General features: G+C 60.6%; 14 protein-coding genes. 8 read left to right on the top strand and 6 right to left on the bottom strand.

Annotated features, from left to right (window positions below):
* Positions 1 to 6: 6 nt before the first annotated feature.
* Together betB and betI are read right to left on the bottom strand one after the other, a co-directional pair.
* Positions 7 to 1470: a betaine-aldehyde dehydrogenase gene (gene betB / locus EV561_RS04000; RefSeq protein ID WP_132517796.1), complete on the bottom strand. Its 1464-nt coding sequence runs from the start codon at positions 1468 to 1470 to the stop codon at positions 7 to 9.
* Positions 1467 to 2108, bottom strand: a complete 642-nt coding sequence (gene betI, locus EV561_RS03995) for a transcriptional regulator BetI (protein WP_132517794.1) — start codon at positions 2106 to 2108, stop codon at positions 1467 to 1469. The genes betB and betI overlap by 4 nt, the downstream gene beginning before the upstream one ends.
* Positions 2109 to 2441: 333 nt before the next feature.
* Between betI and EV561_RS03990 the strand changes: the two genes are divergently transcribed.
* The 3 genes from EV561_RS03990 (at position 2442) to EV561_RS03980 (ending at position 5801) form a co-directional block, all read left to right on the top strand.
* Positions 2442 to 2696, top strand: a complete 255-nt coding sequence (locus tag EV561_RS03990; protein ID WP_132517792.1) for a type II toxin-antitoxin system ParD family antitoxin — start codon at positions 2442 to 2444, stop codon at positions 2694 to 2696.
* 168 nt (positions 2697 to 2864) lie between these two features.
* The gene (locus EV561_RS03985) at positions 2865 to 4670 is read left to right on the top strand and encodes a GGDEF domain-containing protein (RefSeq protein WP_245512579.1); all 1806 of its coding nucleotides are present in this window, start codon (positions 2865 to 2867) and stop codon (positions 4668 to 4670) included.
* A gap of 132 nt (positions 4671 to 4802) precedes the next feature.
* Positions 4803 to 5801 carry an NAD(P)H-quinone oxidoreductase gene (locus tag EV561_RS03980; protein ID WP_132517788.1) on the top strand — a complete coding sequence of 333 codons (999 nt, stop codon included), beginning with the start codon at positions 4803 to 4805 and terminating at the stop codon, positions 5799 to 5801.
* On the opposite strand, the gene EV561_RS03975 is transcribed toward EV561_RS03980, so the two are convergent.
* Positions 5782 to 7206 (bottom strand): MFS transporter, encoded by a 1425-nt coding sequence (locus tag EV561_RS03975; protein ID WP_132517786.1) that lies wholly within the window; start codon positions 7204 to 7206, stop codon positions 5782 to 5784. The genes EV561_RS03980 and EV561_RS03975 overlap by 20 nt on opposite strands.
* 107 nt (positions 7207 to 7313) lie before the next feature.
* Here EV561_RS03975 and EV561_RS03970 point away from each other — a divergent pair, with 107 nt between their 5' ends.
* Complete coding sequence (locus EV561_RS03970; protein WP_132517784.1) at positions 7314 to 7937, top strand: helix-turn-helix transcriptional regulator; 624 nt, start codon at positions 7314 to 7316, stop codon at positions 7935 to 7937.
* Here the strand turns inward: EV561_RS03970 and EV561_RS03965 are convergent.
* Positions 7934 to 9148 carry an MFS transporter gene (locus EV561_RS03965; RefSeq protein WP_132517782.1) on the bottom strand — a complete coding sequence of 405 codons (1215 nt, stop codon included), beginning with the start codon at positions 9146 to 9148 and terminating at the stop codon, positions 7934 to 7936. The two genes, EV561_RS03970 and EV561_RS03965, sit on opposite strands and share 4 nt — an antisense overlap.
* Before the next feature lie 159 nt (positions 9149 to 9307).
* Here EV561_RS03965 and EV561_RS03960 point away from each other — a divergent pair, with 159 nt between their 5' ends.
* Both EV561_RS03960 and EV561_RS03955 read left to right on the top strand, forming a co-directional pair.
* A complete protein-coding gene (locus tag EV561_RS03960) occupies positions 9308 to 10315 on the top strand; it encodes an asparaginase (RefSeq protein ID WP_132517780.1) in 1008 nt (335 codons plus the stop codon).
* 147 nt (positions 10316 to 10462) lie between these two features.
* Positions 10463 to 11230, top strand: a complete 768-nt coding sequence (locus tag EV561_RS03955; protein WP_132517778.1) for a hypothetical protein — start codon at positions 10463 to 10465, stop codon at positions 11228 to 11230.
* On the opposite strand, the gene EV561_RS03950 is transcribed toward EV561_RS03955, so the two are convergent.
* A complete protein-coding gene (locus EV561_RS03950) occupies positions 11187 to 11942 on the bottom strand; it encodes a DeoR/GlpR family DNA-binding transcription regulator (protein ID WP_132517777.1) in 756 nt (251 codons plus the stop codon). The genes EV561_RS03955 and EV561_RS03950 overlap by 44 nt on opposite strands.
* A 121-nt stretch (positions 11943 to 12063) precedes the next feature.
* On the opposite strand from EV561_RS03950, the gene EV561_RS03945 reads away from it, so the two are divergent.
* Positions 12064 to 12420: a DUF4406 domain-containing protein gene (locus EV561_RS03945; RefSeq protein WP_132517775.1), complete on the top strand. Its 357-nt coding sequence runs from the start codon at positions 12064 to 12066 to the stop codon at positions 12418 to 12420.
* A gap of 121 nt (positions 12421 to 12541) precedes the next feature.
* Positions 12542 to 13162 (top strand): glutathione S-transferase family protein, encoded by a 621-nt coding sequence (locus EV561_RS03940; RefSeq protein ID WP_132517773.1) that lies wholly within the window; start codon positions 12542 to 12544, stop codon positions 13160 to 13162.
* Between the two features lie 18 nt (positions 13163 to 13180).
* On the opposite strand, the gene EV561_RS03935 is transcribed toward EV561_RS03940, so the two are convergent.
* Positions 13181 to 13534, bottom strand: coding sequence for an MmcQ/YjbR family DNA-binding protein (locus EV561_RS03935; protein ID WP_132517771.1), 354 nt, complete (start codon positions 13532 to 13534; stop codon positions 13181 to 13183).
* Positions 13535 to 13537: the final 3 nt, after the last annotated feature.

Here is a 13537-nt window from a genome sequence, read left to right as displayed (position 1 = left end):
CTCATCTCAATACGGCGCCACCACCGGCCCCATGCCGACATAGACCGTCTTCAGCTCGGAATAATGCTCCAGCGCGGCAAGCGAATTCTCGCGGCCGAAGCCGGATTGCTTGGAGCCGCCGAAGGGGATTTCGACCGGGCAGAGATTGTAGGTGTTGATCCAGAGCGTGCCGGCTTCTAGCTGGTCGACGACGCGATGGGCGCGGGTGAGATCCGCGGTGAAGACACCGCCGGAGAGGCCGAATTCGGTGGCGTTGGCGCGAGCGATGACCTCGGCCTCGTCTTCGAAATCGAGCACGCACATGACAGGCCCGAAGATTTCTTCCCGCGCGATCGTCATGTCGTCGGTGACATCCGCGAAGACGGTCGGCTGCACATAATAGCCCTCGCCGGAGACGTTGTTCGGGATACCGCCGCCCGAAATCAGCGTTGCGCCTTCGGCCTTGCCCTTCTCGATATAGGAGATCACCTTCTCGCGCTGCGCCCAGGAGACCATAGGGCCGATCTGCGTCGCCTCGTCCATGGGGTCGCCGATGACCATCGCATCGGTGCGAGCCTTCAATCGCTTGAGGAATTCGCCCTTGATCCTGCCATGCACGAAGACGCGGGTGCCGTTCGAGCAGACCTGGCCGGTCGAGTAGAAATTGCCGAGCATCGCGCCGCCGATGGCGCTGTCGACATCGGCATCGTCAAAGACGATCAGCGGCGACTTGCCGCCGAGTTCCATGGTGACGTGCTTGAGCTGACCTGCGGCAGCGGCGGCAACCCGCCGGCCAGTCGGCACCGAGCCGGTCAGCGACACCTTGGCGACGTCAGGATGGTTGACGAGAAGCGGCCCGGTATCGCGGTCACCCTGGATAACATTGTAGAGGCCCTTGGGCAGGCCGGCTTCAATCAGGATTTCGGCGATCTTCAGGGCGCCGAGCGGCGTATTCTCCGAAGGCTTGAATACCATCGCGTTGCCCGCGATCAGCGCCGGCGCGCCCTTCCAGCAGGCGATCTGCTGGGGATAGTTCCAGGCGCCGATCCCGACGCAAACCCCGAGCGGCACGCGCTTGGTATAGGCAAAATCGCCACCGAGCGGGATGTAGGAGCCGTTGAGACCCGCAGCGGCGACGCCGCCGAAGAATTCGAAGCTGTCGGCGCCCGATGTCGGATCGGCAACAATGGTTTCCTGGATCGGCTTGCCGGTATCCAGCGTCTCAAGCTCGGAAAGTTCGCGGTTGCGCTCGCGCATGATGTCAGCCGCGCGCTTCAGGATGCGTCCGCGCGCCGTCGGGCTCATTGCCGCCCATTCCGGCTGGGCGCGCTTGGCTGACGCGATCGCCTTTTCGACGATATCAGGCGTTGCTGCATGCAAGCGGGCAATGATCTCCCCGGTCGCGGGATAGATGCTTTCGATGACTGTGCCTGCAGTATCCTCGACATATTCCCCGTCGATGAAGTGGGAGGCTTTCGGCTGGGCTTTCATGTCACTTGTCCTTGGATGGCTTGAGGCAGTGGTCCCTTCTCCCTCGGGGGAGAAGAATAAGGGCGGGCAAGAAGCGCGGTCACATAATCCTCCGTCAGTCCGATCGAGGCTTCGATGCTGATCGGCGCCGATTTCAGACTCTGGCGGATATAGAGCCCGTCGATCATCGCCGCTGCGCCTTCCGCAATGCGTTCTGCGGCATCTAGGGGGCAGAGCGCTTTGAGGCTAGCCAGCAGGTTGGAGCGGAGGCGCCGGGCATAGATGACGAGGAAGCGCCGCGTCTCTTCCGACCGCTGCGCCTCGGCATAAAAGGCAAGCCATGCGGCGATCGTCTCGGGCGCGAACTGATCGGCCTGGAAACTGACGCGGATAATGGCGGAAATCTTCTCTCGCGGCGTGTCTGCAGCCTTCAGCGCCATCACAGCATCGTCGCGCAATCGGCGTAGAAGGGAGCGGATGGTTTCGATCAGCAGCTGTTCCTTGCTGCCGAAATAGTGATGCGCCAGCGCAGCGGAAACGCCGGCCTGCCGGGCGATTTCGGACATGGTTACGCTGAGCGAGCCGTGATCGCCGATCACGCGCAGCGCGGCGTCCACAAGCGCCTTGCGGCGCACAGGTTCCATTCCGATCTTCGGCATCTCTTGTCCTCGAGTATGCGCATTCTATTTTTGATTGATCCATCAATCAATAAAAAACATCGCGCCGTTCGATCGCAATTTCGCTCGGAAATTGCCAAACGGACCTGTTTTCCAGGGCTGGACGCAAAGAAGTGAAGTGCTCACACAGGCTTACTTTTTGACAACAAACGTGAGCGGCAGTATCTTTCGGGCCTCGCCGTTCTGAACGGCTGGCGCTTATGCAGCGCTGCGCATCGATCGATGCATTGGCGAAAAATCGCCCGACTCATGACACGACGGTTGTGTGTCTCCCAGCAAGGGTTCTGAACCAAGAACAGAAAAGGGAGGAATATCATGCCGATGGTAACCGTTTCCATCTCTCCGCAACAGGCTGCCGGCATTCGCGCGGCCGTCGATTCCGGCCTTTACGCGTCCGGCAGTGAAGTGGTTCGCGAGGCGTTGCGCCTCTGGGACGCGGCGCGTCGGCGCGGCGAACTTGCAGAGGCTCCGCAGGCAATACACGCAGGGGATAATTCCGCCCGAAAAGGCAGCCGTTGCGTCGCCGACATGTTTGCCGATTACGAGGCCGAGAAGCGCAGACACGTCTGAAATTCAGCTCGAAATATGCTGGGTTGCCATAACATTTAGCTGGATCGCCCGACGCGTGTAGGTTGAGCGGGAATTCACAAAAGTTTCACAGAGCCGAAAGGTTTCATTGACCGTTGTCGGCAATGGTCCGAAGGAAAACGATAAAGTAAAAAACATTTGGAGATTGGCGTGTCTATCACTGCCACCGTCGAGCCGGCCTCGCTGCGCAAATACGCTAGCGATCAAATTGTCACTCTGGCCAAGCTCGTCGTCGAAAACGCGTTCCAGCCGATCGTCGAAGCCGGTACGGGCACTGTCTTCGGCTATGAATCGCTGATGCGCGGTCAGGACCGGATCGGTTTTGAAACCCCGATCGAAATTCTCGATGAGGCAGAACGCACAGGTCAGCTCCTCGCCCTCGAACAGATGGTGGCGAGCCGGGCGCTCGCGAAATTCGCAACATTGCCCGATTGCGCGACAGCGACCCTCTTTCTCAATCTCGATGTCCGGCTGATCCCGCAAGGCGACGCCCTGATCGACAGCCTTGTTCAGCATCTGCGGAAGGCGGGCATTCCTCCTTCATCCGTCTGCTTCGAGCTTTCCGAACGGTTCGACAATACGAGCGTACCGGAATTCTCGGCGCTGATCGAAAGGATGCGCAAGATCGGCTTCAAGCTGGCGATCGACGATTTCGGCGTCGGTCACGGCGAGGTAAAGCTGCTCTGCGACCATGCCGTCGACTACCTGAAGATCGACCGGCATTTTGTGGCTGACATCGACCGCAGTTCCCGCAAGCGTCATCTCTTGAAGAACATGGTCAACATAGCCCATGTGCTCGGCACGCGCGTCATTGCGGAAGGCATCGAGACCGAAGCGGAATTTCTGGCCTGCCGCGAGTTCGGCGTCGATCTCGTGCAGGGTTGGTTCATCGCGCGACCGACGACATTGGTCAACGAGCTGAAGCCTGCTTTCCCGCATCTGCAGGATCTCGGGGAAATCAAGCGCAACAATCAGTCGCTGGACGAGATCCTGATCCGCAAGCAGATCGAAATGCTGCCGGCCATCTACGAAACCGACAGCATAGACAGCGTGTTCGAGATTTTCCGCCGCAACCCGCGCCAGGCGTTTTTCCCGGTGCTCAACGCCAATGGCGAACCGCGCGGCATCATCCACGAGTACCATCTCAAGGAATATATCTATCAGCCCTTCGGCCGCGATCTCCTGAAGAACAAGGTCTATGAGCGCACGATTTCGCATTTCGTCGAAATGGCGCCGATCGTCGGCCTTGATTCCGATGCGGAAAAGCTGATGGCGATCTTCGCCAATATGGAAGGCAGCAGCTGCCTTATCATCACGGAAGGCATGCGCTATGCCGGCATTGTTTCGGCCGCCTCGCTCATCAAGGTGATCAACGAAAAGCAGCTCAAGATGGCGCAGGATCAGAACCCGCTGACAGGCCTGCCGGGCAATCGCGCCATCCGGGAGTTCATGCAGCATTCCGGTCGCGACGGCGACGAGGTCCGCTATTTCTGCTACTGCGATTTCGACAACTTCAAGCCGTTCAACGATGCCTATGGCTTCCATCTCGGCGACCACGCGATTTCGCGCTTTGCAGCCCTGATGCGCCGCTATTTCTTTGCCGATCGGCATTTCCTCGGCCATGTCGGCGGAGACGACTTCTTCATCGGGGTCGAGGGCGGAAATATCGATGAATTGAGCGACGTGCTTGCTCGCTTGCTCAAGGATTTCCGAGAGGATGTCGTGACGCTCTATTCGGACGAAGATCGCGCCGCGGGTCGTCTTCACGGCCACGACCGCAATGGCGTCGAAACCTTCTTCCCGCTGATGCGCTGCTCGATTGGTGTCCTCGAATTGCCGCAAGGCCTCGTCATCGACGATATCAACCGCGTCAGCACTGCCATCGCCGGCCTGAAGAAGAAGGCCAAGGAAAGCGAAACCGGCATCGCTTTCCACCCTTTGGGCGAGACCAATTGACGCCCTTCATGCACCGGTCCTTTCCAAGCCCGAAACTCTGAACTATGTCCATGTCCTCATGTCGCATTGCCTCCCCGGCAGGGTCCAGGGAGCGCGTGCCCATCCTTGAGGTGGGACCGGGGAGATCTGAAGATGACCTTGCCAACTGAAATGCGTTATGTCGATCTGCCCTCCTTCGGTGCGCCCGAAGTGATGACGATCGCTCGCAAGCCGCTGCCGGAGCTGAAGCCGGGCGAGATTCTGGTTCGCGTGGAAGCCGCTGGCGTCAACCGCCCCGATATCGCCCAGCGGCAAGGCGTCTATCCGCCGCCGAAGGATGCAAGCCCGATCCTCGGCCTTGAGATAGCAGGCGAAGTAGTCGATGTCGGCCCCGGCGTCAGCGAATTCTCCATTGGCAACAAGGTCTGCGGGCTGACGAACGGCGGCGCATATGCCGAATATTGCGTTCTTCCTGTCGGCCAGGCGCTGCGCTTCCCGAACGGCTATGATGCCGTCAAGGCCGCCGCGGTGCCGGAAACCTTCTTCACCGTCTGGGCCAATCTCTTTCAGATGGCGGGCCTGACGGAAGGCGAAAGCGTCCTCATCCATGGCGGTTCCAGCGGTATCGGCACGACCGCCATCCAGCTCGCCCGCGCTTTCGGGGCCACGGTCTATACGACCGCCGGCTCGAAGGAGAAATGCGAAGCCTGCGAAAAGCTCGGCGCCAAGCGGGCCATCAACTACCGCGAAGAAGACTTCGCCGAAGTCATCAAGGCAGAGACCGGCCATGGCGTCGACATCGTCCTCGACATGATCGGCGCCGCCTATTTCGAGAAGAACCTGGCGTCCCTCGCCAAGGATGGCTGCCTCTCGATCATCGCCTTCCTCGGCGGTGCCGTTGTCGAAAAGGCAAGCCTGCAGCCGATCATGGTCAAGCGCCTGACGGTCACTGGCTCGACCATGCGTCCGCGCACGGCGGAGGAAAAGCGCGCCATCCGCGACGATCTGCTTTCCCAGGTCTGGCCGCTGCTCGATAGCGGCAAGGTCGCCCCCGTCATCTACAAGACCTTCGCGTTCGAGGATGTCGTCGAGGCCCATCGCCTCCTGGAAACCAGCAATCACATCGGCAAGATCATGCTGAAGCTCGCATGAGCGAAAGCGATGCGGCGATCGAAATGACGCCGGGCAGCGCCATCAGAATATAGAGCCAGTGGGCGGCCGAAAGGTTTCCGGCAATGCCGCCGGGATCGACGAGGCCGCTGCTATTGACGATGACGCCCGAAAAGGACGCACCAAAGGCGCTGGCGAGTGCACTGAGCATCGAAATTGCGGCGGATGCCTTGTCCTGCTCGTCGCGTTTCACCAGCCGGAGCACCTTTGCCACAAGATGTGCCCATCCGAGGCCGACGCCGAAACCCATCAGGAATAGGCCGATGGTGACAGGCGCAAGCACCACGACGTCGCTTGCCGTGTTCTCCCGGGCAAGGAAGAACGCCATCGAGACGGTCGCCAGCGCCTCCACCACGCAGCCCGCCACGATGGCTGCGTTGGCCCGACGCCCCGTCAAGGACCCGCCAAGGAAAGCCGAGGCGGTCCAGCCGAGCGCGACCAGAGCGACGAGATAGCCCGAAATCGGCGGCGTAACCCCGTGCAACATCTGCAGGAAATAAGGAATGTAGATATCGCTCACCAGGATCAGGGTCAGGGCGAACATGGTGAGATAGACCCGCGAGATCGGTTCCCTGAGCATCATCGCGGCTGCGGGCAGAAGTCGGCTTGCGCTTCGCTTCTCGATAGTGAACATGGCAATGACCGCAATCGCGGATGCGGCAATCAGCGCAGATTTGATGTCCATTCTCTCCGCCGTGCCCGCAAAGCCGACAAGCAGGACGGCCGTCAGCAGGAATGCGATCTGCGCAAGCGGCGCTCGCTGCTTCATCCGGTCATCCTCCACTCGGGGCAGAAGGCGTGGAGCGAAGATCGCCATCAAGCCGCCGAGCGGAACCAGCACGATGAAGGCATAGCGCCAGTTGCTTCCCGTCGAAAAGAAGCCGCCGAGCGTCGGCCCGATGACCGTCGATATGCCCCAGATCGCGGCGTAAAGCGCGGAAGCCTTCGGCCATAGCGGCTCCGGATAGACGAAACGGATGAAGGCATAGGCGAGCGCGGCCAGCGCACCCGTGCTGAAGCCCTGTATGGTCCGGCCGACCAGCACGATCGGCATAGATGGGGCCAGCGCGCAAATCAGGCTGCCGGCACCGAAAACGATCGCGGCGATGACATAGACATTTCGCAAGCCTATTCCGCGCGGTCGGGCTGCAACGAAGATCGAGCCGAGAACGGCAGCCGCGACAAAGAGGCTGGTCACCCAGGAAAGCAGTGCCAGCCCGCCGATGTCGCGCACGATCGATGGCGCGATGGTGGCGGTAATATAGCTCTCTACCGCGTAGAGGGTGACACCGCCCGCCAGAATGAGCGTGGCGGGCAGAAGCTCCGGTGAAAAGAGACGAAAAACGGATGTGGAGGCAACGGGCGCTGCCTCGTCGAGACCGGACATGGGGCGATCCTTGATGTTCCCTGGCGAAGAATTATTATTTTCAAAGTTATTGCTTGGAAAAATTGCACGGACCGATTATTAAAGCAAGAAGAAACTTGGAAAAATAAATGCACCAGACGTCAGCCAACCGAATTCTTCTCCTGCTCAAGAATGAGGGGCCGCAGCTCGCCGCCTCCATCGGCGAGGCATTCGGCATAACCTCGGAGGCAGCGCGGCAGCAATTGATGAAGATGGCCGAGGACGGTTTGGTCGAGGCGGTCACCGGGACCGCGTCAGGTCGCGGACGCCCCCGCCAGCTCTGGCATCTGACCGAGGCCGGAAACCGGCAATTTCCCGACGGCCATGCGGAGCTGACAGCAAACCTTCTGACCTTGCTCGTGGAGCAGTTGGGATCCGGCGCGCTGGATACCGTCATTTCGGCACGCGAGATCGAGACGGAGAAACGTTATCTGGCCGAAATCGGCAGCGAAGGCGACCTCAAATCCCGGGTTCGTGCCCTCGCGGCGATCCGCACGCGGGAAGGCTACATGGCCGACAGCTGGGAAGAGGAGGACGGGTCGTTGATCCTCGTCGAGAACCATTGCCCGATCTGTGCTGCCGCATCAGTCTGCGCCGGTTTCTGCAGGTCCGAGCTTGAGACCTTCCGCACCGTTCTCCGTGCGAAGGTGGAGCGGACCGAACATATTCTGCATGGCGCGCGCCGCTGCGCCTATATCGTCAGTCCCGCCTAGGCGGTCGCTGCCTTGGACCGCTTCCCGTCCAGCGCCAGCATCAGGACAACAGCGATAAGGCCGCTCGCGGCGCCGACGCGGGCTGTCTCGGAATAGTCGCCGATTGCCGTGCCGATGGCGAACAGGATCGCAGCGACGCCACCGCTAAGGAACATGTTGACCGCGATGAGCGAGCTGCCGAGCCCCGGCCGGTCGGCGATCAGATCCTGCAGATAGGAGATAGGCACGCAAAGGATGGCCGCAGCCCCGCAGGAATTGATGCCCACGAGTGCATAAAGCTGCCACGTCTCGGTCGCGAAGCTGACGAGCGTCAGGTGCGTGGAGTAGAGCAGGGCGCCGGCGACCAGCACATGGACATTGTGGAAGCGGCGAAGCATCGCGCCCCAGAACAGCATGAAAGGCATTTCGAGGAAGGCGACGGCTCCTGAGAGGAAGCCGACATCGGTCACGGTGCCGTGCACCATCTGCGTGGTGATCAGCGGAGAGAGCGTCGTGCTCAGCCGCTGCGTGCCCGTGATCAGCGCCATGGCGCCAAGCCGGATCATCAGCGATGGGTCCAGCAACCGCATGAGCGACGCAAGAAACCCCTCCTCTCCGAAGGTCGCTCCGCCCGTCTTGCCGACGCTGCGTGGCACGAAGAAGAAATAGAGGCAGAAACAGGCAAGGCTTGCCGCCGCTGCAACCGCATAGGCCGGCATCATGCTTTGCGAATGCGCGAGATAAAGCCCAACGAGCCCTGGCATCAACGCCCAGGATCCGGAATAGACCGCCCGCACCGTCGAGGTGATCGAAACGGCCTCGCGTGGCGCGATCTCGTTGGTCGTGGCGCGGATGCTGCCGAACAGGATCGAGAAGGTGGAATTGCTAACCGGGATCAGGAAGAGCACGCAGAGGACGAAGACCGGCACGCTCCTGACCTCATAGATCAGGCCATAGCCGAAGATGCCGGCGATGGTCAGAGCCAGCACCAGGGGTCGCCGGTCGCCCAGCCTGTCCGACAATATGCCGAGCAGCACACTGGCCGCGACATTGATCGCCGCCGCCGCAAAGATCAGCATCGAATAGAGCCCGTCACTCAGGCCGAATTCGCCGATGCCGATCATCGACTGATAGGGCAGGGTCGAGGCATAGGTGAAGCCGGCCACAAAGAGCGTCAGCGTCGGGATGCGCAGATAGGGATCGCGAATGATGCGGAGAAGGGCTGAAAACATGGGAGATGGGAGACGTGATTCCTGATCCCGCCCTTTTAGACCCATGCAATCATGGCGCAATAAGAGATACGATCGGATTCTTCACTTGATATGACGATTGGCAATCCGTCGTGCAGTCGTTATCACTGGCGGACCCCACAAATCAGGAATCCCTGTCTCATGACCAATCCCGTCTGCGTCGAAGTCACCCGTGGCAATCTCGTCGAAAGCCGCCATCGCGGCTCCATCGTCGTGGTCGATGGCGATGGTCGCACGGTCTTTTCGCAGGGCGATATCGAGCAGGCCGTTTTTCCGCGCTCGGCCTGCAAGGCGATGCAGGCGCTGCCGCTGGTCGAAAGCGGCGCGGCCGACGCCTACGGCTTCGGCAACAAGGAACTGGCGCTTGCCTGTTCCTCGCATAGCGGCGAGGATGAGCATGTGGCGCTCGCCGCCTCCATGCTTTCCCGCGCCGGCCGTGACGTGAACGCGCTGGAATGCGGCGCCCATTGGTCGTCCGACCAGAAGACGATCATCCACCAGGCGCGCACCATCGACAAGCCGACGGCGCTTCACAACAACTGCTCGGGCAAGCATTCCGGCTTCGTCTGCGCCTGCTGTCACCAGGACATCGATCCCAAGGGCTATGTCGGCTACGACCACCCGCTGCAGCAGCAGATCCGCGACACGATGCAGAGCCTGACGGGCGCGGCACTCGGCCACGACAATTGCGGCACCGACGGCTGCTCCATCCCGAATTACGCTGTTCCGCTGCAGAAGCTCGCCCACGGCTTTGCCCGGATGGCGACCGGCGCGGGCCTAGAGCCGTTGCGCGCCAAGGCCGCCCGCCGCCTGTTCGATGCCTGCATGGCCGAGCCCTTCTATGTGGCCGGTACCGGTCGCGCCTGCACCAAGCTGATGAGCCTTGCGCCCGGCCGCATCTTCGCCAAAACAGGCGCCGAGGGCGTCTTCTGTGCGGCGATCCCGGAGCAGGGGATTGCGCTCGCCCTCAAATGCGATGACGGCAATGGCCGTGCATCCGAGGCGATGGTCACTGCGACGCTGGCGCGCTTCTTCGAAAGGGATGGCGAGGTCCATGCCGGCCTGATGGCGATGGCCAACAAGGCCCTCCACAACTGGAACGGCATCCATGTCGGCGACATCTACGTCACGTCAGCGCTCACTGCCTGACTGTGTCTCGAAGCGAAACACGTTTTGTTAATATACGTGTACTCTAATATGAATTAAACCAATTCTGCGAAAGCCGCATGCAGCGCTGCGGCCTTTGCATACAATCGGTCCGAAATGATTTCGTGTTCCCTGCCATGAGGGCATGACATGTTCGCAGGCCGTTATCTCTGGTGGATGCTGATCGCAATCGGGACATTCGTCTTTTGCGCGATCTATTTCGATTATGTCGGCTGGACGATCATCCAGTTCTCCGGCTGCGAAAGGAATGCCGGCTCCTGCGGTCCGCTGATCTCCCTCATGGGCGGTGCGGTTAAACCCGCCGGCTTTTGGCTCTGCGGCGGCATAGTCCTGTTCTGCATGCTTGCGCGCATTCTCTTCCTGCGCCTGAGCCTCCTCTGGAGCATTGCAGCCATTGTCTGGTTTGCAGCGTCCACGGACTTTCCAACGATATTCGTCAGCATCTGGGAGGGGCATGTGCAGTTGGATGCCATTTTCGGCGTCCTACCGCTGCCGCTGCTCTTCCTCGTTCTGTTTGCTGCTTATCTGCTGGTTCCCTTCGAGGATGACGATCGTCAGCCGCTGGGGTCCTGGAGACTGCCCCGCTATGCCGCTGCTCTCACAGCCGCCCATGTCACGCTCTGGGCATTTGCAAACCAGCCCAACCTGCCGCTTCTCCTTGCTGGCAAAATGCAGATGCCGTCCCTCGGCGCTGCTATCGCTAACCTGCAGCCGCAATTGAACTATCTGGCCGAGCTTGGAATCGACGACACGACCCCGATCTATGCGAGCCTCATGATCTTCGCCTGCGCTCTGCTGGCAAGTCTCCTGCCGCAGCAGAAGGTAGAGGTCGCCTGGCTTTCGCTGCAAATTTTCATGTCTTCAGGATCGCCGCGCCGGCGCTCCGGTAGGGTTTGAGGCGCTCGTCAGGCACGCTTGCTGCAACGATCAGTCCTGATATGGCTGACAGGGACACGACGTGGCAGGGCGAGACGGTGTCCAGCTTCTCCTCCGTCACCATGACATAGGTTTCCACCGAACATTGGGCGATGTGCCGCTTGATCGTGGCTTCCTCGAAATCCCCTGTCGAAAGACCATGCGCGGGATGAACGGCGGTCACGCCGAGAAAGAAGATATCCGGTCGGACGAGCGAGATCGCCACGATCGCCGATGCGCCCGTCGCCACCATCGAATGCTTGTAGAGCCTGCCGCCGATCAGGATCACTTCGGCGGTCGGATGATGTTCCAGTTCGCCTGATATCGTCGGGCTATGGGTGACGATGGTAAAGGCGAAGTCGCGCGGCAAATGCCGCACGATCTCGGCCGTAGTCGTCCCGCCATCGAGAAAGATCGTCTGCCCAGGGCGGATCATACCCGCCGCATAAGCGCCCAGCGACCGCTTTTCTTCCGACGAGACTGTCCTGCGCGTCGAAAAATCCGGCAGGTCCGGCGATAGCGGCAGCGCCCCGCCATGCACCCGCTTCAGCAGGCCCTGTGCCGACATTTCCCGCAAATCCCGACGGATCGTGTCTTCGGAAAGGTTGAATTCCTCGGCGACGCTCTTCGCAACAACCTGCCCATCGCGGCGGAGCAGGTCGAGGATAATGGTCTGGCGTTGACTGGTCAGCATGCACGCTCCCGCACGAAAATGAATGAATTATCGTGATTATGCCTGAATTGACTCGACGATCAAGAAATTTCCCGCATATTCGGGCAGTTTCCTGCATGAGGCGGGGCAAAGGAGAGATAACATGCTGATTTTGATTGCTGGACCCTATCGCTCAGGGACCGGAGACGACCCGGAAAAGATGGCGATGAACCTGAAGCGCCTGGAGGAGCCGTCCTATGCGCTGTTCAGGGCCGGCCACGTGCCGATGATTGGCGAATGGGTGGCCCTGCCGGTGTGGAATGCCGCGGGCGGCAAGGCCGTCGGCGACGCGCTTTACGAGGAAGTCTTTCACCCGACCGCCCATCGGCTGCTCGAGCTCTGCGAAGGCGTATTGCGGCTTCCGGGCGAGTCCAAGGGCGCCGATAATGATGTGCGGATCGCCCGTGAGCGCGGCATTCCCGTCTGGCATCGGCTGGAGGATGTGCCGGGCTGCACATGATTGTCTGCGACGGAACGGGCGGCATGCCGCTCGTTCCAGCCCGATGCCCATTACGGGATCAATGTTCCCGCTACGCTGCGAATCCGCTATAAGGCTCCCTTTGAAACGGGATGGAGCGGGCATGTTGACTTTGTATTATTCGCCGGGAGCTTGCTCACTGGCGAGCTTGATTGCGCTGGAAGAATCCGGCCTTGCCTTCGAAGCCAAGCGGGTCGATTTCAGCAAGGCGGAGCAGCAATCGCCGGAATATCTGCGCCTCAATCCGAAGGGCCGAGTTCCCGTGCTGATCGCCGAAAAGGGCGCGATATCAGAGACGCCGGCCATTCTTGCCTATGTCGCACAGATCGCGAAATCGGCACGCCTTGCACCTCTCGACGATCTCTTCGAATTTGCCTTGATGCAGTCGTTCAACAACTATCTCTGCGCCACCGTGCATGTGAACCACGCCCATGGCCGCCGCGGCTATCGCTGGACGGATGACGAGGCTGCAAGGGAAACCATGAAGGCCAAGGTGCCGCAGACCATGGGCGAGAGCCTGGGGCTCATCGAGACATCGATGCTCCGCGGCCCCTGGGTGATGGGCAAGGATTACAGCGTCGCCGACGCTTATCTCTTCACCATGTTCGGATGGGCAAAGGGCGACGGAGTCGACCTCGACCGCCTGCCGAAACTGGGCGAACACCGCGCCCGCATGCTGGAGCGTCCTGCCGTTCAGCGGGCGAGGGAAATCGAAAGAGCCTGATCGACTAATGTCACACGCTCAGTTGCCATCGAAGGACGCACGCAGCTTCTTCGGGGCTCGAAAGCGCCAGGCGTCGATCAGCCGGCGCTTGAGCTCTTCGTCGTCGATGGCGTGGGCCCTGAGCGGCAGCGACGGCCAGCCGACATAGTGGTCGGTCTGATAATAGATATCGGGCGCCATCTCGATGAGGCGTTCCTTGTCCTCGATCGGGATGGACAGCACGATCGTCTCGGCATTCTTGACCGACACGAACGACTTGCCGCCCACTTTCAGCGAAGGCGTGCCATAGCTGGTGCCGAGTTCGACCTCGGGCAGATCAGCCTCCGCGGCAAGTGCCTGCAAGCGCTTGAAAATCTCTTCCGTCTCGCTCATCCG

The sequence above is a fragment of the Rhizobium sp. BK376 genome, from assembly GCF_004341625.1.
GTDB lineage: Bacteria > Pseudomonadota > Alphaproteobacteria > Rhizobiales > Rhizobiaceae > Rhizobium.
The sequence above is the reverse complement of the archived record's forward strand: the minus strand, read 5'-3'. Positions and strand labels throughout refer to the sequence as shown.